This is a genomic window from Amycolatopsis sp. 505 (genome assembly GCF_031625235.1).
GTDB lineage: Bacteria > Actinomycetota > Actinomycetes > Mycobacteriales > Pseudonocardiaceae > Amycolatopsis.
In genome coordinates, this window is the sequence record NZ_JACKQP010000013.1 from 160,137 (window position 1) to 176,723 (window position 16,587).

The window sequence follows — 16,587 nt, forward strand, 5'->3', positions numbered from 1 at the left end:
GGTCCGTGTGGCGGTGGGCTCGGCTGGCGGCGGCAGGCGGGGTGCGCGGCGGCAGGTTGGGGCGCCGTGGCAGGCCCGGAGGTGCGGCGGCGGGTCCGGCACGTGTGGCGGTGGGCTCGGCAGGCCGGGGCGGGCGGCGAGCCGGGGTGGGCGGCAGGCTGGGTGGGCCGGCCGCGGCAAAAGCGCCCCGGGGGTGGGCGTGCGGGCCTACAGTCTTGGAAATGACCGCCGCTGCCGGGTTGAAGGTTGTTGCCGGGGTGGACGGGTCGGCCGAGTCGCTTGATGCCGTGCGGTGGGGTGCTCGGGCCGCCCGGCTTCGGGGTGCTCCGCTCGAGATCGTGCACGCCCTCGATGTCTCCGCGCTTCTCGCCGGGGGTGTTGTGCCTCCGCCCGAGGAGATGGTCGATGCCCTGCGGGCCCGCGGGCGGCGGGCGCTGCGGACCGCCCGGGAACTCGCCGCCGCGCAAGGGGTGTCCGACGCCGCCACGCGGCTCGATCCGGACCGGGCGGCCCAGGCCTTGGTCGAGGCCTCGCGGTCCGCCGCGCTGCTCGTCGTCGGGTCGAGCGGGCACGGCAGGCTCACCAGCCTGCTCGCCGGGTCGGTCGCCGCCGCCGTCGGGACGCATGCTCGGTGTGACACCGTCGTCGTGCGCGGGGACAGCTGGGACGAGCCCGGCGCCTCCGCGCGGCCCGTCGTCACCGGGATCGACGGCAGCGAGGCCGGTGGCCGCGTCCTGGCGACCGCCGTCGCCGAAGCGCGGGCGCGGCGAGCTCCGCTGATCGTCCTGCACGCCTGGGCGGACAGCCCGCCGCCGCACCGGGATCCCCGGTGCGTCACCGAGGCCGGGCGCCGGCTGCTCGGCGAACGGGTGGACGCCCACGACACCGGGGACGTCGCCGTCGAGCAGATCGTCGTCCACGCCCATCCGCGCAAGGAACTGCTCGAACGCAGCGGCGCCGCCCAGCTGGTCGTCGTCGGCGACCGCGGCCGCGGTGGCTTCCCCGGGCTGCTGCTCGGCTCCACCGGGCAGGCCCTGCTGCACCACGCCGCCTGCCCCGTCCACCTGGTCCGCACCACCACCTGAAGGGAAGCGGAACGGAAGCGGCACCGGGCAGGATCACAAGATGCGAGAGGGAGGAAGAAAGATGAAGACTGCGGTACAGGCCGGGCTGGTCGCGTTGCTGGCCGGCACGACGGTGCTGGCAACCCCGGCCGAGGCGGCGACGATCGTCCAGCGGACGGCCATCTGCAAGGCGGGCGGCTTCAGCGGCACGTTCACGCTCCGGTACGAGACCGACGGCAGCTACCACCGCATCCTCAGCGGGTACACCACGTCGGGCCCGTACATCGGTGACGTCGCGGGCAAGGTCTCCCTGCGGATCTCCTACCGCGCCGGCTCGGCGACGCACACGGTGTACTCCCAAACGGCGGCGACGACCGGGAACACCACCTTCACGATGCCGTCGACCACCGCCGTGCCGACCATGTACGCCGGCACCGCGGCGGCGACCTTCGACAACGGCACGAGCTCCTGCACCGCGACGGTGCCGATCAGCTAGCCGCCTGCTCGAGGGCCGCGCGCAGGATCGCGCGGGCCGAACCGGCCAGGACCGCGGCCGCCTGGGGGCGGTCGAGGCCGCCGATGTCGGTGAGCCACACCAGGGACTCGATGCCCGTCGCCGAGCGGATGGCCACCGCCAGCGCGTGGACGTCCAGCGTGTCCGCCAGCGGGGCCAGTGCCTCCTCGATCCAGCGGATCGCCCGGCCGCGCCGCAGCACCGGTTGCGGCGCGCCGGGCTCCAGGGACAGCCTCAGCTGTGCACGCAGCTGGGGCTCCCAGCGCAGGGTGAACTCGAGGAACGCCCGCATCACCAGGTCGAGGCGGGCGACCGGGTCGGCGGGCGCGTCCGGGGGCAGCAGGCCCGCGTCGCCGGAGATCTCCGGGTACGCGGCCAGCAGCAGCGCGCGCTGGTTCGGGAAGTACCGGTAGGCCGTGGTGCGGGAGATCCCGGCCGCCTCGGCGGCGTCCTCGACCGTCGGGGAAACGCCGTTCGCGAGCAGTTCGTGCGCCGCCGCGACCAGTGCCGCGCGCGTCCGGCCCTTCTGCCGGCTCCGGCCCGTGGACTCATACGGTACCTCCATGCCATCATGGTACTCACGTCCCACGAAGGAGGCGGCCATGACCGGTGACCCGGCCGAAACGAATCCCGAGCTGTACCGCGTGGTCTTCGAGAACGAGCGGGTGCGGGTCCTGGAGTACCAGGACACCCCCGGCGACCGGACCGCCCCGCACCGCCACCCCGACACGGTGATGGTCACGCTGAGCGCGTTCAGCCGCCGGATCTCCGCCGGCGGCCGCGAGGTCGGCGTCGAACTGCCCGCCGGTGCGGTGCGCTGGGTCGCGGCCCAGGAGCACGCGGGCGAGAACGTCGGCGCCACGCCGACGCACGCGATGTTCGTCGAACTCAAGGAGCCCCGCCCCGGCGGCGCCGTGGCGGGCACCGCCCTGGGCCCCGGCGGACCGTGACCCGGGGCGGTTCCGTGGTTCAGCAGCTCGAGTGCTGGATGGTCTTGAAGATGTTGACAGCGCTGAAGAGCGACGCGTCGTAAGTGAAGTGCTTCGTCCAGAAGTAGCGCGGCGGCGGGTTGCCGTCGTCCATCCGCGGGCTGTCGAACGTGCCCGCCGAGAACAGCTTCGTCCCGGCCGTGGTCTTGAAGTCGAAGCTGGAGTGCCAAACGTCGCCGGAGTGCGTCTGGAACGTCAGCGTCGTCGCGCTCCAGTCACCCGTGCCGTCCGACCGGATGATCATGGTGCCGTTGTCCTGCTCGCAGTCTCCGACGTGCAGCTGACCCCAAGTGGCACTTTTCACCTCGAGGACCGCCGCGGTGTGCGCCGGCGCGGCGCTCGCCGCCGGCGCGCCCGCCAGCACCGCCGCGCCCGTCGCCGCGAGGGCGAAAACCGGTGCGAGACCCCGAATCATGCGTTTCATGGACTTCCTCCCGAAGAACCGGTGGCCGCGGACCCTCCCGGTCCGCGCCTGCCGAGCTTCGCAGCCTCCGTCGACAATCCATCGACAGTTCGTCGACGCAGGTTCACTCGGGCGTCGGATGTATCCCACGGCGTCCGGCCCGCTCCTGTACGCCGGAGCGCGCGGGATAACCGCGTCGCGGAGGGGCGGGCATGGGCGGGGTGGACCTCGGGGTGCTGGGACCGTTCGAAGTGCGGCTGGACGGCGAGCCGCGGGACGTCGGCGGCCCGCGCCTGCGGACCCTGCTGGCCGTGCTGACGGCGGAGGCGGGCCGTGTGGTCAGCGTTCCCGCCCTGAGCCGCGCGCTGTGGGGCGAGGAGGCTCCCGCACACGCGGACCGCACGGTGCGGACGTACCTCTCTCGGCTGCGCGGCACGGTCGGCGCGGAGGCGATCCGCACCCGGCCGCCGGGGTACGCCCTGCACCTCGCGCCGGAGGCCCTCGACGCCGCGCGGTTCGAACACCTCGCCGCCGAGGGACGGCGGGAGCTGGCCGCCGGGGAGCCCGCGGCCGCCCGGCAGCGGCTGGCCGCCGCGCTGGACCTGTGGCGCGGCCACGCCGCCTACGAGGAGTTCGGCGACGTCGAAACCCTGGCGGCGGAGGGGATGCGGCTCGACCGGCTGCGGCACAACGCCGTCCAGGACCGGATCGACGCCGACCTCGCGCTCGGCGAGGACACCGGGCTGATCGCCGAGCTGGAAGCGCTGACCGCCGCGTTCCCCGGCCACGAACGGCTATGGGGGCAGCTGATGACGGCGCTCTACCGGGCCGGGCGGCAGAGCGACGCCCTGGAAGCGTTCCGCCGGGCGCGGCACGGGCTGATCACCGCGTCCGGGGTGGAGCCGTCCCCGGTGCTGGCCCAGGTGCACCGCCGGGTGCTCGCCCACCACCCGGCGCTGCTCGCCACCCGGGCGGCCGCGGTGGTGACCGACGACGCCCTCACCGCGGGCGAGCACGCCCTGCTCGAGGACGGCGACCTCCGGACCAGCCGGGAGCACTTCGAAACCGCCTACGTGCGGGCCGAGCGGGCCGGGGACGCGACCGCCCTCGCCCGCGCGGCCCTCGGCCTGGGCGGGGTGTGGGTGCACGAACACCGGACGGCCGTCGCCGCGGCGTCCCTGCTGACCCGGTTGCGGCACGCCCTGGATCAGGTGGCTCCCGGCTCGGCGCTGGAATTCCGGCTGCAGGCCCGGCTCGCAGCCGAACTGGACTACGAGGCCGGCACCCACGACCGCGTCCTCGCGGCGGCCGCGCGAACGCGGGCGGCGGGCGACCCGGTCGCGCACGCCGAGGCGCTGAGCCTGGCCCACCACTGCCTGCTCGGCCCGGACCACACCGCGCGGCGGCAGGCCCTGGCCACCGAACTCGTCGGGGTGCGCACGGGCCGGCGCACCGACCTGGTGATGGGCGTGCTGTGGGACACCGTCGACCGGTTCCTGGCCGGCGACCCGCACGCCGAGCGGCGCCTCGGCGAGCTCGACGACCTCCTGGCCGAGCGCAAGCACCTGGCTGCGGGGTTCGTGGCCGACGCGCTCAAGGTCATGCTGGCCATCCGCGCCGGCCGGTTCCGCGAGGCCGAAGCCGGGGCGCAGGCCTGCGCCGAAGTCGGCCAGGCCGCGGGCGACTTCGACGCGCTGGGTTGGTACGGCGCGCAGCTGGTGGCGATCCGGTGGTTCCAGGGCCGGCTCGGCGAGCTGGTCCCGGTGCTGGACGGCCTGATGCACTCCCCGACGCTCAGCCCGATCGACAACTCGTACTACGCCGCCCTCGCGGTGGCGGCCGCCTCGGCCGGCGACCGCCGCACGGCCGCGGGCGCGCTGGCCCGTCTGTGCGGCGAAGACCTGGGGGCGCTGCCGCGGTCGAGCACCTGGCTGACGTCGTTGTCGGGGGCCGCGGAAACGGCGTACCTGCTCGACGACCGCGCGACGGCAGCGCGGGTCTACGAACTGCTGGCGCCGTTCGGGCCGTTGCCGGCGATGGCGAGCCTGGGCGTCGCGTGCTTCGGCTCGGTCCACCACCCGCTCGGGACGACGGCGTTGACGGCCGGCGACCCCGGCCGGGCGGTGACGCACCTGCGCGCCGCGGTGCGGCACAACCTGGCGCTCGCCCACTGGCCGGCGGTGGTGTTTTCGCGGCGCCGGCACGCCGAGGCGCTGGTCCGCCGCGGGGAACCGGGCGACCGGGCGGCGGCGGACCGCGAGTGGGCCGCGGCGGACGAGGAGGCGAAGACGTTCGGCGGGCGGTGAGGTGCTCCGGCCGGGCGCTCCGCCGCTGCCGAAGAGGCCCGGGAGTGCCGCCGGTTGCCGTTACCGGGCGATGAGCTGCTCCGGCCGGCCCTCCATCCGGAACAGCGGGGCGATCGCGGCCCGGTCCAGGGCGCGCCGCACCACCACCGAGCACTTCAGCGCCAGCTCGATGCCCTGCTCCGCACAGCGGGACCGCAGGCGGCCCAGTGACGCCACGCCCGTCACCCCGCAGAACCCCACGCCCAGGAGGTCGACCACCAGCCGCCGGGGATCCGCCGCCACCGCGCGGTCGAGTTCCTCGTCGAGGCGGGGGCGGGTGGCCATGTCGATCTCGCCCGTGACCGTGACCCGCAGCGTTCCCGGGCGGGGCTCCGCGGTCGTCGCCGTCAGCAGCATGGCGGACAGGTCGGGGGCGCTCATCGGGGTGCTCCTTCCACGGGTTCAGCGTTGATGATCACCTCTACCCCGCGGCCGCGGCCCCCAAACCGACCGAAGTGTGTGAAGCTCGGAAACGACTGTGAGGAGCGACGATGCCCGGACTTCTGCTGCGCGACGGCCGTCCTTGGAGAACCACCGGCCCCGCGGACCTCCTCGTCCGCGACGGCGTCATCACCGCCATCGGCCCCGGTATCGGCGCCGAAGACGCCGGGGACGCCGAAGTGGTCGAGCTCGGCGGCCGGCTCGTCCTGCCGGGACTCGTCGAAGCGCACTGCCACCTCGACAAGACCCTTTACGGCGGCCCCTGGCGGCCGCACTCCGCCGGGCCCGCGCTGGCCGACCGGATCGCCGACGAACGCCTCCGCCGCACCGAACTCGGGCTGCCCGATCCCGCCCGGGTCAGCGCGCTGCTGGAAACCATGGCCGCCGCCGGGACCACGCACGTCCGCACGCACACCGACGTCTACGCCGGGACCGGCCTCACCGGGGTCGAGGTCGTCCGCGATGCCGCCGCGCGGCTGGCCGGGCGGATCAGCGTCGAGCAGGTCGCCTTCCCGCAGAGCGGCATCCTCGGCAACCCGGGCACGGCCGCGCTGCTGGAAGAGGCGATCAAGCTCGGCGTGCACGCCGTCGGCGGGATCGACCCGGCCGGGATGGACCGCGATCCGGTCCGCCACCTCGACGTCGTCTTCGGCCTCGCCGAACGCCATGGCGTGCGGATCGACCTGCACCTGCACGACCCCGGCTCGCTCGGGGTGTTCGAGCTCGAGCTGATCATCGACCGGACCCGGGCGGCCGGTCTCGCCGGGCGGGTGACGGTCAGCCACGCCTACGCCCTCGGCCAGGCCGACGCCGCGACGCAGGACCGGCTGGCCGCCGGGCTGGCCGAAGCGGGCATCACGATCACCACGGCCGCCGTCTTCGACTTCCCGGTCCCGCCGGTGCAGAAGCTGCGCGCGGCCGGGGTGAACGTGGCGTGCGGGCACGACGACATCCGGGACCTGTGGAGCCCCTACGGCAGCGGCGACCTCCTCGACCGGGCGATGCACCTGGCCTACCGCAGCACCTTCCGCCGGGACGAGGACATCGAAATGGCCCTGGAAGCCGTCACCTACGGCGGCGCGAAAGCCCTCGGCCTGACCGGCTACGGCCTCGCCGAGGGCGCGCCGGCCGACCTCGTGGTGGTCGACGCGGAGACCCCGGCCCACGCCGTCGTGACCCGCCCGCCGCGCGACCTGGTCGTCAAGGCGGGCCACATCGTCGCCCGCGGCAAAGCGCTTTCACCGCCGCCGGCCCGGTGACGACACCGGCCGGACCGCGACCCCTCCGCGCGCCGTGCCCAGGTCGGTCAGCGCGACCTTCTCCAGGCCGTTGCCCGGGCCGCCGTCGCTGGTCACCGCCAGCGCCAGGGTGTTGCGGCCGTGCGGGTCGAGGATCCCGGTCGGCAGCACGAACGTGTGCTGCGGGCCGACGTCCCCGATGTACTGGCCGACGTTCCAGCCGTTGAGGAACACCAGCACCCGGTAGCGGCCGCCGGAGCGGGGCCTCGCCGGGTCGCCGATCGTCAGGCCCACCGAGGTGTCCTGGTCGCGCGGGATCCGCAACGAGAACGTCGTGCGGTACCACGTCGTCCCCGGGTCGGCCGCCGGTGCGGGCACCGCCGCCGGCGTCCACTCGCGGTCCGGGAAGCCCGGCAGGTGCCAGCCGGCGCGTTCGCCCGCGAGCCCGCCGTTGTTCAGCGGGCCGCGCACCGGGTCCGCCGTCCCGCCCTGCAGCTTCCACGCCACCCCGGTCAGCGACGAAGAGATCAGCCCCCGGCCTTCCTTGTGCGCGTCGTTGACGCCGCCGTCTTCGTTGTGGCCGTTGTTGCGGACCATCACCGACAGCACGTGCGAGCCGTCGCCGCGCAGGCCCTCCGGCACGGTGAACACCGCGGTGCCGGTGGTCGGCGGCGCGGCCAGCGCGGACGGCAGGACGTGCTGGCCGAGGTACTGCCCGTCCAGCCACGCCTGGAGCATCCCGGCGCCCCCGCCGCCGTAGCGGAGGCCGAGCTGCTCCCCCGGCGTCCCGGTGAACCGCCCTCGGTACCAGACGTCGCCGACGCCGAAGCCGTAGTCGTCCGCGGTCAGCACCGGCTGCCCGGCCGGCGGCGGGGTCGTGCTGTTCGTCGTCGTCCGGTCCGCCTGCGGCCACGCCGAGTCGTCGTACCCCGGCTCGGCCTCCGGGGAGCCGGGGGCCGAGCGCCAGCCGGTGAGCTCCGGCAGGCGCGGGCCGGCCGGTCCCGGCACCGGCCGGAACGCGACCACGCTGCCCGACGCGGTGGGCCGCACCGGCACCGGGGCGCCGTTCCACCACAGCAGCGGACCGCGGGCGCCCCACACTTCGAGGTCCCTCGGCGCCTTCGTGTCGCCGGTCAGCACGATCCCGGCGTGGGCGGTCCGCACCAGGTCCGGCCCCCGCACGAGCAGGCCGTCCACCGGCCAGAACGTGTCGGCGGTCGCGTCGTCGGCGAGCAGCAGCGTGACGGCCGGGCGGCCGCCGCCGCTGATCCGGACCCGCGCGAGGCCGTCGTGGCGGTAGTCCAGGCGCAGGTCGTGGCCCGACCAGGTGCTCGTGACATTTCCGGCGAGGACGTCCACCCGCGGCCGCGTCGCGTACCGCAGCACCGTCTCGCCGGTCTCCCCCGGCCGGCCGTGCAGCAGCACGGTGCCGGCGGCCCGGGCCATCAGCTCCGACGTCGAGTACACCAGGTGCTGGCCCGCGACGTCGAAGTTCGCGACCAGGTACTTGGCGTCCTGCCCGGCCAGCCGCAGCGGAACGGTGTAGTCACCGTCCGATGTGGACAGCGGGAAGGTGAAGGAGTCGTCCGTCGTCGCGTTCGACGGCGAGTGCACCGGCAGGTAGAAGTGCACCCCGGTGTCCGGGTTGACGTTGTGGTAGACCTTCACCGCCGCCGACGACGGCGTCACCGGCGCGGCCCGGTCCATCTTGGCCAGATCCGGCACGGTGGCCAGGAAGGACCCGATCTCCTTCATGGTCAGCGCCTTCGGCCGCAGCTGACGTCCTTCGTCGATCGCCGAGCCGTAGTCGTAGGAGCTGTAGACGACCGGCGCCGGGAGCCCGCCCCACGACGTGCCGCCGAAGGTCATGTAGAAGTTCTGCAGCGTCAGGCCGTTCGCCAGGTTGGTGCCGTAGAAGACGCGCTCGTAGCCCGGCCCCTGCCGCACCGCGGTGCACGGGTAGGTGCCGTTGCTGCCCCAGTAGTCGAACCAGCCGCCGCCGAACTCGGCGACGAACCCCGGCGTGTTCGGCGACGCGCTCGCACCGCCTTTCGCCCCGCCCGGCCCGTAAGTCCCCCAGTCCGGGGCCGCGTTCGGGTTGCCCGGCGTCGCGTCGGTCCGGCAGGTGCCGCCGGGGTAGCCGTCGAAGGCGTAGAGGTCGACCTTGCCTTCGACGGTGCCGGCCACCCCGGAGCCCGGCGGCACCCAGATGCCGTTGCGGCCCTTGTCGTTGTGGAAGACCGGGACGGTGATCCCGTCGGCGCGCACCTTGTCGTAGAGGTGGGCGATGTAGTTGCGCTGCGCGGTGCCGGTGGCGGCCAGCTCGTTCTCGATCTGGTAGAGGACCACCGGCCCGCGGCCGTCGGTGTACTGGTGGCGGGCGATGATCCGGTCGATCCGCGACAGCCATTCGTCGGACGCGGCGAGGTAGTCGGGCGCGTCGCTGCGGGCCCGGCCGGCCTGGGTGCTCAGCCACGCCGGGAAGCCGCCGCCGGTGACCTCGGCGTTGATGTACGGGCCGGGCCGCGCGATGACGTACAGCCCGGCTTCGGCGGCGAGGTCGAGCACGCGGTCCATGTCCCGGACGCCGGTGAAGTCGTACACCCCCGGCGCGGGCGAGTGGTAGTTCCAGTCGAAGTAGATCGAGACCGCCGTGTAGCCGGTGGCCTTCATCTTCTGCAGCACGTCCCGCCACAGGTCCGGGCTCGGCAGCCGGAACGGGTGGAACTCGCCGGACCAGACGATCTGGCGGCGCCCGTCCAGCATCAGCGAGTACTTGTCGAACGTGACCTGGTGCCTCGGTGACGCCGCCGGGGCGGCCGATGCCGGTGCTGTACAAAGCCCGGTCGCGACGAGCAGGGTGACGAGCAGGGACAGGAACCGCCGCATGGCTGGATTCTCCGGTCGGACGAGGTATAGGTCGTTATACGGAAGTCAGTACACGTACGGCCAGCCGGCGCTGTCGTAGCCGATGAGGTTGATGCCGAGCTTGCCCGTCAGCGGCGTCGCGTCCGAGTAGTAGTAGTGGTAGACCAGGACGTCGGCGTCGGAGTCGTGGACGACGGCGACGTGGCCGGGGCCGTGGACCGCGCCGTGGCTCGCCAGGATCTGGGTGCCGCCGCCCGCCGTCATCCGGACGCCGTTGCGATCGGTGTAGGGGCCGGTGATCGACGTCGAACGGCCGACCATCACGCGGTAGGTGCTCTTGGTGCCCTGGCAGCACAGGTCCCAGGAGACGAACAGGTAGTAGTAGCTGCCGTGCTGGATGATGAAGGGCGCTTCCTCGGCCGAGGTGCTCCCGGTGCGCTGGGCGATGCCGCGCAGTGCGGTGTCGGAGGTGCTGCGCTTGCCGGTGGCCGGGTCGAGCCGGATCATCTTGATGCCGGTCCACCACGAGCCGAAGCTGAGCCACCAGCGGCCGGAGGAGTCGACGAACAGGTTCGGGTCGATCGCGTTGTAGTCGTTGCTCGTGCTGGTCTGGATGACGATGCCCTGGTTGGTCCAGCTGCCGGGCAGGCCGGTCGTGCTGGTGGCCAGGAAGATCGCCGAGTTGCGGGAGCCGAGCGACGAAGCGGCGTAGTAGAGGTAGTACTTGCCGTTGTGGAACGAGATGTCCGGCGCCCACAGGTACTCCGGCTTGGCGGGATCGGTGAAGGGCGCGGTCCACGGGGCGCCGTTCGGCCAGACCGAGCCGATCTTCGTGAAGTGGATCCGGTCGGTGGAGCGGCGGATCTGCAGGTACTGGTCGGTCGAGTAGAGCAGGTAGCTGCCGTCCGCCGCGCGGATCATCGCCGGGTCGTGCACCGCCTCGATGTCCCCGGTCACGTACCCGGGATCCGGGTAGGTCGCGGCCTGCGCGGCGGGAGCGCTCAGCAGGGCGGCGGCGACGGCGGCGATGGCCGGGAGGCGGCGCAGCTTCATGGGTGTCCTCGGGGTCGGCGCTGATCCGGAACGCTGTTAACGCTAACAACGTCTGACGGTGAGCATGGTCGGCGGTCACGGGCCGGTGCGTCAAGGGCCGGACGGAGGGTCTCCCCCGCCCGGCCCCCGGCGGTCAGTGCACCGGGTTCCACCCGTCGCCGCCGGCCAGGTACTTCTGCGGGGTGTAGTTCCCGGCCTGCGCGGCGGGCAGCTGCGGCCGGTCGGTGCCGGTCCCCGCGCCCGGGCCGGTGTTGCGGTACTCGGTGAACCGGGCGTCCTTCCAGGAGAAGCCCGACATGTCGGTCCACGGCGCCTGCTTGATCGCCGCCGGCAGGGACGTCTCGCGGATCAGGACCTGGGCGATGGCGTCGACGTCGCCGCCAGGGTGCCACGGGCGGCCCAGGTAGAAGCTGGCGTCGGCGGCCGAGCTGAGCACCTTGCTGCCGGTGATCAGGAAGCCGTACGGGTTCGACCGCCGGGTGCTGGCCGCGGTCAGGAAGCCGTTGTTGCTGCTGGAACCGCGGTCGAGCGCGGTGATGGTCACCCGGTCGAACACCGCCGTCGCGCGGCCGAAGAGGAAGTCGACGTCGCCGCTGATGGCGCAGCTGCGGTAGTACTGGCGGCCGATCGTGCCGACGGCCGCGGTGTCGGCGTACAGGGTGTCCTGGTGGCCGAGGAAGGTGACGTTGTCGAAGACCATCCGGTCGCCGGTGGTCTTGACCGCGACCGCCTGGGTGTCCTTGATCTCCGGGTGGGCGCCCCGGTCGAAGGAGTTGCGGAAGGTCAGCGCGGTGGCGGTGAAGCCGTTCGCCGCGATCGTCGCGGTCGCGCTGCCGGACGTCCCGTACGTCGAGCCGTCGGGTTTCTTCGTCCCGCTGGCGTTGTCGTAGTCGATGACGACGTCGGCAGCCTTCCCGGTGGTGCCGCGCATGGTGATCCCGGTCTTGCCGGACGGCACCGAGATAACTTCGCGGTAGGTGCCGGGCTTGATCGAGATCGTGCCGCCGGCCGAGACGGCGTTGATGCCGGCCTGGACCGTCGGGTAGTTGCCGGAACCGTCCTTGGCCACGACGACGTTCGCCGCCGCGGCCCCGGCAGCCGGGGCGGTCAGCGACGCTCCCGCCACCACCGACGCGACGAGCAGGGTCTTGAACATGGCGCCTCCACGGTGGAACGCGCGGGGGTACCGGACGGCGGCCGGCACCCCCGCCGCGGGTCGGTTACTGGTAGGTGATGTTGGCCGCGGTGTAGAGGCAGTTCGTCGAATCCGGACCGCTGCCGACCTTCGTCGGCTCGCCGCTGGTGACGCCCTTGTACTTCTCGCAGGGCACGATCTTGCGGCTGGAATCCCCGACGATGGTGATCCGGGTCAGCTTGGCGGTGTCACCGTAGTTGGTGTTGATGCCGACGAGCGTCTTGCCGGGCACGGTGGCGGTGACGTTGTCCACGACGACGTTGCGCTTGTACTGCGTCTTGCAGTTGCCGCAGGAGCGGTACAGCTTGCCGAAGTCGTTGACCTGGAAGTTGCGGATGTACATCGTGCCGGGACCGTTGTGCTGGAACACCTTGTCCGAAGCCTTGCGCGCGCCGCCGCCGTCGATGGTCATCGTCTGCGAGGCGGACGTGCCCTTGAAGGTCGCGGCGTCTTCGCCGACGTCCTCCCACCAGACGTTGAGCAGCGTGCAGGTGCCGAGGCAGTGCACGCCGTCGGCGGCGGGGCTGCCCAGGACGACGTTCTTCAGCGTGGTGCCGTTGGCCAGCTGGAACAGCGGGCTCTGGCCCTCGTCCTGGCCGCCGCTGCCGAGGTCGCCGGTGCCGTAGAACCGCTTGAGCCCGCCGTCGTAGGTGCCGCTGGTGACCTTGATCGTCGCACCCACCGGCATGCTGCCGCTCGGCGTCGGCCACGACGCGGCCGACGCGGTGGCGCCGGTGCCGACCGCCGCCGAAACGGCGAGCGCGGCGACCGCCACGACCCGGATGATCCGGGACATCGTTGGGGGAACCATTCATCACTCCCTGGTCTCGTGCGTTCAATCGGCGCTGATGGAAAACGTCCGACCGGGTTGTGAAAGCGCTTTCTTGCCCCCGAGTTTCGGGTTGCGGGTCGTGGCGTGTCAATGTCGTTCGCCGCAGCGGCGCGCATGTCGCCCGGATGGTCGCCGCCGGCGCGGGTTTTCAGAAAACGCCGAAACTGTCGAAGGTCAGCGGCCGGGCCCGACGGTCGCCAGTACCAGCGCCGGAACGGCCCAGGTGGGATCGAGGCGTTCGACGAGGGCCGGCGTCCAGCCGACGTCCGAACCCAGATCCGGGTCGTTGGCCGCGTTGTATTCGGCCAGCAGGTCGACCGCGTGCGGCCACTGATTGCCCTGGGCCACCAGCGTTCCGGTCGCGTGCAGCACGGTTCCCTTCCAGTAGTGCACCAGCCGGCCCAGCGGCAGCCCGGCCGGGATCCGGAAGAAGTTGTTCTCCGCGTACGTCCGGGACTCCACGCCGACGCCGAGCGAATACGTGTAGGCGGCCGGGTCCTCGATCGAGTAGAGGTTGTCGTAGACGTGCACCTGGCCGTACCGCACCCGCGGCGCGCGCTGCCCGATCTCGGAGAACAGGTTGTGGTGCAAGGTGACCCGCAGTTTGCCGACGTCGTAGGTGGGTTTGTCGGTGTTGCCGATCAGCATGGTCTTGTCGTGGTCGTGCAGCCGGTTGTAGGACACCGTGACCAGGTCCGCGCCGTTGACGATGTCAAGCAGGCCGTCGTGGACCTCGTACTTGCGCCCGAAGTACGTCGGCTGCGTGTCGTTCCCGCCGTCGCTGAACTCGTTGTGGTCCACCCAGACGTGCGTCGCGCCGACTAGGTCGAGGTTGTCGTACTCGGAGTTCCAGTTGCCGTCGGCGGTGTCCAGGGGATCCCACTGCGGGAAGCAGTCGTGGGCGTCGGAGAAGTGCAGGTTCCGCAGGATGACGTTGTCACCGGTGACGCGCAAGGTGAGCCCGTGCAGCGTCGCGTCGCGTCCCAGGCCGACGATCGTGGTGTTCGGGCCGACGTCGAGGACGACCTGCTTCGCCTGGTTGGCCTGCGACCGCTCGCGCGCTTCCTCCAGCGGCCCGGACGGCGGCACTCTCCCCCAGGTGGCCGGGTCGTACGCCGCCAGGTACGCCGGAAGGCTGTACGCCGGATCGGCGAAACTTTCACAGCTCACGGGCCGGTCGGTCGCGTCCACATTGCCCTCGACCGTGCCGCGGACGTAGATGATCTTCGGTGCGCCGGGCTGCGCGGCCAGCGCGGCCGCGAGTTCCGAGCGCTTGGTCACCGTGCGGATGTCTCCACGAGCGGCGGCCGAACCGCCGGTGGTGCCGGTGGTCGCGGCGGCCCAGCCGTCGTGGGCGCCGAGGACGACCCGGCCGGGGGCGCGGCCGTGGGCTTGGGCGGGTGCCGCGGTGAGCGTCAGTCCGAGCAGGGCGAAGCACCCCGCGAAAGCCTTCCAGCGCATGTCGGCTCCTTTAGTCGGTGTCCGGTCTCCTGAGCGCCCGCGCGGCGTGCCGGGCGAGCCCGGCCGTGTCCGGGGCGCCGTCGATCACGACGACGTGGTGGGTCAGGGCCAGCTCCTCGCCCGGTTCGAGCAGCCACGGCCGGTGGTAGGTCGCGGCGAAGCTGACCACGGGGAACGGTTCGGCGCGGACGTACCACGCCGTCGGGTGGGCGGCGTTGTCCGGGCTGTCGGCGAACAGCAGCGTCGAGGTCCGCAGGCTTTCGTCGTGCTGGCCGGTGAAGGCGAGCCAGGGCGCCCGGTGGCCCATCGCGTCGGCCGCGGACTTCCCGTCCGACGTCCGGACCGTGCCGCCGACGAACGAGCGCGGCCCGCGCCAGAACAGGCCGCCGTAGCCCGCCGTGTCGCGGCCCTCGGTGACCGGGCTCCCCCAGCGCAGCTCGTGACCGCTGGTGTTGCGCAGCCGGCTGGACCAGGTGAGCGTCCAGTGCCCGCCGCGCAGCGAGACGTCCCCGAACCGCAGCGTCCGGTGTTCGGTGAGCCAGCGCCGTCCGGCCGCGGTGCGCCAGGCCAGCTCGTGCCGCAGCTCGCAGTGCCCGCCGGCGTCGTCGATGCTCTCCCAGCGGACGTGGCCGACGGTGCCGTTGTTGTCGAGCGGGGTGTAGCCGCGGCCGCGGACGTAGGTGCGGCCGCCCCAGAAGTTCTCGCCCGAGAGGTGGGCCATGGTGAACTGCAGGCCGTTGTGCCAGGTGTGGTCGTGCGGCCGGACGGCGGTCACGACCTCCCCCGCGGTGGTGCGCAGCGGGTGCAGGTACGGCTTGGGCGAGTCCCCGGCCGGCGTCGGCGGCTCGACGACGTACTCGGCCAGGACGACGTCACCGAGGCGGACGCGCACCCGGCCGTCGGCCTCCTCGGTCGCCTCCGGTGTGCTGTCCCCCACCGCGGCCCGGCTCACACCGGTTCCCCGATCTCCTCCAGCAGTTCCCCGACGGACACGGGCCGGCCCGTTTCCAGGGACCGGTTCGCGGCCAGCCCGGTGAGCAGGGCCTGCAGGCCGGCGTCGTGGTCGGCCGCGCAGCCGAGCGCGTCCGGTTCGGCGTCGCCGAGCAGCTCCGCGAGCATCCGTTCGTCGCCACCGCCGTGCCCGTCCCCGAGGAGCCCGTCGAACACGGCTTCCGCCGGCTCCCAGTGCCGTTGCACGGTCAGCCGGGCGCGCGCCCGCTTCGCCACCGGCTCGGCGCCGGCCGCGTGCTCGTTCTCCCGGACGTCCAGTTCCAGCCGTCCTTCGCTGCCGGAGAACGCGACGCGATAGCCCTCCCGCGGGGAGTACGCGTGCAGGTGGTAGTTCAGCACCGCTCCGCCGTGGTGGCGCACGAGCACGGACACGTCGTCTTCGATGGTGACGCCGGGCGCGAACACGTCCTGGTTGCGGACATAGCCGTCCTCCCGCTCGGCGTCGAGGTAGAGCGCGCGCAGCTTGGGTGACGCTTCGAGGTCCAGCGCGAACCGGTCGCCGTCGGTGCGGTGGCCGGTCTTGTCGCCGTAGAAGAACAGCCGGCCCAGCGCGAACACCGTTTCGGGGCCGGTGCCGAGCCACCAGTTGACGAGGTCGAAGTGGTGGCCCGACTTGTGCACGAGCAGGCCGCCCGAGTTGGCCTTGTCCCGGTGCCAGCGGCGGAAGTAGTCGGCGCCGTGCGCGGTGTCGAGCAGCCAGCTGAACTCGACCGAGCCGATCGCCCCGATCGCCCCGGCGGCCAGGAGTTCCCGCACCCGGCGGTGCACCGGGTTGTACCGGTAGTTGAAGGCGACCCGCACCGAACGGCCCGTCTCGCGCCGCGCGGCGAGGATCCGCCGCGCGCCTTCGACGTCGGTCGTCATCGGCTTCTCCGTGACGACGTCGCAGCCGGCCTCCAGCGCGGCGACGACGTAGCCGGCGTGCGTGTGGTCCGGCGTGCACACCACGACGACGTCGATGCGTTCCTTCGCCAGCATCGCGGTGAAGTCCTCCGGCCGGTAGCCGGGGATTTCCGTACCGAGCCAGCCGCTGTGGACCCGCATGCGGGTTTCGTTGTGGTCGCAGAAGGCCGCGAGCTCGGCCCGCGGCGACGTGGCCAGGGCCCGGGCGAACAGCTGGGCGCGGGAGCCCAGGCCGACGATCGCGTGGCGACGCACCGCCATCACCTCATC

The 16,587-nt window shown here is 72.8% G+C and carries 15 protein-coding genes; 5 read left to right on the forward strand and 10 right to left on the reverse strand.

The window, feature by feature from the left end; all coding sequences use genetic code 11:
- Positions 1-221 precede the first annotated feature (221 nt).
- Together H5965_RS39610 and H5965_RS39615 are read left to right on the forward strand one after the other, a co-directional pair.
- Positions 222-1,085 (forward strand): universal stress protein, encoded by an 864-nt coding sequence (locus H5965_RS39610; RefSeq protein ID WP_310976194.1) that lies wholly within the window; start codon positions 222-224, stop codon positions 1,083-1,085.
- A 61-nt stretch (positions 1,086-1,146) separates the two neighbouring features.
- Entirely contained in the window at positions 1,147-1,560 is a 414-nt protein-coding gene (locus H5965_RS39615) for a hypothetical protein (RefSeq protein ID WP_310976195.1), read from the forward strand.
- Here the strand turns inward: H5965_RS39615 and H5965_RS39620 are convergent.
- Positions 1,553-2,143, reverse strand: coding sequence for a TetR/AcrR family transcriptional regulator (locus tag H5965_RS39620; RefSeq protein WP_310976196.1), 591 nt, complete (start codon positions 2,141-2,143; stop codon positions 1,553-1,555). The genes H5965_RS39615 and H5965_RS39620 overlap by 8 nt on opposite strands.
- 37 nt (positions 2,144-2,180) lie before the next feature.
- On the opposite strand from H5965_RS39620, the gene H5965_RS39625 reads away from it, so the two are divergent.
- A complete protein-coding gene (locus tag H5965_RS39625; protein ID WP_310976197.1) occupies positions 2,181-2,528 on the forward strand; it encodes a cytoplasmic protein in 348 nt (115 codons plus the stop codon).
- Positions 2,529-2,547: 19 nt separating this feature from the next.
- Here H5965_RS39625 and H5965_RS39630 read toward each other — a convergent pair whose 3' ends face one another.
- Positions 2,548-2,991, reverse strand: a complete 444-nt coding sequence (locus tag H5965_RS39630) for a DUF6294 family protein (protein ID WP_310976198.1) — start codon at positions 2,989-2,991, stop codon at positions 2,548-2,550.
- A gap of 191 nt (positions 2,992-3,182) precedes the next feature.
- Here H5965_RS39630 and H5965_RS39635 point away from each other — a divergent pair, with 191 nt between their 5' ends.
- Positions 3,183-5,276 carry an AfsR/SARP family transcriptional regulator gene (locus H5965_RS39635; protein ID WP_310976199.1) on the forward strand — a complete coding sequence of 698 codons (2,094 nt, stop codon included), beginning with the start codon at positions 3,183-3,185 and terminating at the stop codon, positions 5,274-5,276.
- A 60-nt stretch (positions 5,277-5,336) separates the two neighbouring features.
- Here H5965_RS39635 and H5965_RS39640 read toward each other — a convergent pair whose 3' ends face one another.
- Complete coding sequence (locus tag H5965_RS39640) at positions 5,337-5,696, reverse strand: STAS domain-containing protein (protein ID WP_310976200.1); 360 nt, start codon at positions 5,694-5,696, stop codon at positions 5,337-5,339.
- A gap of 110 nt (positions 5,697-5,806) precedes the next feature.
- Between H5965_RS39640 and H5965_RS39645 the strand changes: the two genes are divergently transcribed.
- The gene (locus H5965_RS39645; RefSeq protein ID WP_310976201.1) at positions 5,807-7,015 is read left to right on the forward strand and encodes an amidohydrolase family protein; all 1,209 of its coding nucleotides are present in this window, start codon (positions 5,807-5,809) and stop codon (positions 7,013-7,015) included.
- On the opposite strand, the gene H5965_RS39650 is transcribed toward H5965_RS39645, so the two are convergent.
- From H5965_RS39650 to H5965_RS39680, 7 genes are all read right to left on the reverse strand, one after another.
- Positions 6,995-9,883 (reverse strand): beta-galactosidase, encoded by a 2,889-nt coding sequence (locus tag H5965_RS39650; protein ID WP_310976202.1) that lies wholly within the window; start codon positions 9,881-9,883, stop codon positions 6,995-6,997. The genes H5965_RS39645 and H5965_RS39650 overlap by 21 nt on opposite strands.
- A gap of 45 nt (positions 9,884-9,928) precedes the next feature.
- Positions 9,929-10,915: an arabinan endo-1,5-alpha-L-arabinosidase gene (locus H5965_RS39655; protein WP_310976203.1), complete on the reverse strand. Its 987-nt coding sequence runs from the start codon at positions 10,913-10,915 to the stop codon at positions 9,929-9,931.
- A 133-nt stretch (positions 10,916-11,048) separates the two neighbouring features.
- Positions 11,049-12,071 carry a pectinesterase family protein gene (locus tag H5965_RS39660; RefSeq protein WP_310976204.1) on the reverse strand — a complete coding sequence of 341 codons (1,023 nt, stop codon included), beginning with the start codon at positions 12,069-12,071 and terminating at the stop codon, positions 11,049-11,051.
- A gap of 64 nt (positions 12,072-12,135) precedes the next feature.
- Positions 12,136-12,906, reverse strand: coding sequence for a pectate lyase (locus H5965_RS39665; RefSeq protein ID WP_310976302.1), 771 nt, complete (start codon positions 12,904-12,906; stop codon positions 12,136-12,138).
- Positions 12,907-13,116: 210 nt separating this feature from the next.
- A complete protein-coding gene (locus H5965_RS39670; protein ID WP_310976205.1) occupies positions 13,117-14,403 on the reverse strand; it encodes a pectate lyase in 1,287 nt (428 codons plus the stop codon).
- A 10-nt stretch (positions 14,404-14,413) separates the two neighbouring features.
- Positions 14,414-15,355: a PmoA family protein gene (locus H5965_RS39675; RefSeq protein ID WP_310976206.1), complete on the reverse strand. Its 942-nt coding sequence runs from the start codon at positions 15,353-15,355 to the stop codon at positions 14,414-14,416.
- Positions 15,352-16,578 carry a Gfo/Idh/MocA family oxidoreductase gene (locus tag H5965_RS39680; RefSeq protein WP_310976207.1) on the reverse strand — a complete coding sequence of 409 codons (1,227 nt, stop codon included), beginning with the start codon at positions 16,576-16,578 and terminating at the stop codon, positions 15,352-15,354. Before H5965_RS39680 ends, H5965_RS39675 begins: the two co-directional genes overlap by 4 nt.
- Positions 16,579-16,587: the final 9 nt, after the last annotated feature.

Coding starts and splice junctions, on each gene's coding strand:
- H5965_RS39610 (WP_310976194.1), top strand. CDS start 222: ATGACCGCCGCTGCCGGGTTGAAGGTTGTTGCCGGGGTGGACGGGTCG.
- H5965_RS39615 (WP_310976195.1), top strand. CDS start 1,147: ATGAAGACTGCGGTACAGGCCGGGCTGGTCGCGTTGCTGGCCGGCACG.
- H5965_RS39620 (WP_310976196.1), bottom strand. CDS start 2,143: ATGGAGGTACCGTATGAGTCCACGGGCCGGAGCCGGCAGAAGGGCCGG.
- H5965_RS39625 (WP_310976197.1), top strand. CDS start 2,181: ATGACCGGTGACCCGGCCGAAACGAATCCCGAGCTGTACCGCGTGGTC.
- H5965_RS39630 (WP_310976198.1), bottom strand. CDS start 2,991: ATGAAACGCATGATTCGGGGTCTCGCACCGGTTTTCGCCCTCGCGGCG.
- H5965_RS39635 (WP_310976199.1), top strand. CDS start 3,183: ATGGGCGGGGTGGACCTCGGGGTGCTGGGACCGTTCGAAGTGCGGCTG.
- H5965_RS39640 (WP_310976200.1), bottom strand. CDS start 5,696: ATGAGCGCCCCCGACCTGTCCGCCATGCTGCTGACGGCGACGACCGCG.
- H5965_RS39645 (WP_310976201.1), top strand. CDS start 5,807: ATGCCCGGACTTCTGCTGCGCGACGGCCGTCCTTGGAGAACCACCGGC.
- H5965_RS39650 (WP_310976202.1), bottom strand. CDS start 9,883: ATGCGGCGGTTCCTGTCCCTGCTCGTCACCCTGCTCGTCGCGACCGGG.
- H5965_RS39655 (WP_310976203.1), bottom strand. CDS start 10,915: ATGAAGCTGCGCCGCCTCCCGGCCATCGCCGCCGTCGCCGCCGCCCTG.
- H5965_RS39660 (WP_310976204.1), bottom strand. CDS start 12,071: ATGTTCAAGACCCTGCTCGTCGCGTCGGTGGTGGCGGGAGCGTCGCTG.
- H5965_RS39665 (WP_310976302.1), bottom strand. CDS start 12,906: ATGTCCCGGATCATCCGGGTCGTGGCGGTCGCCGCGCTCGCCGTTTCG.
- H5965_RS39670 (WP_310976205.1), bottom strand. CDS start 14,403: ATGCGCTGGAAGGCTTTCGCGGGGTGCTTCGCCCTGCTCGGACTGACG.
- H5965_RS39680 (WP_310976207.1), bottom strand. CDS start 16,578: ATGGCGGTGCGTCGCCACGCGATCGTCGGCCTGGGCTCCCGCGCCCAG.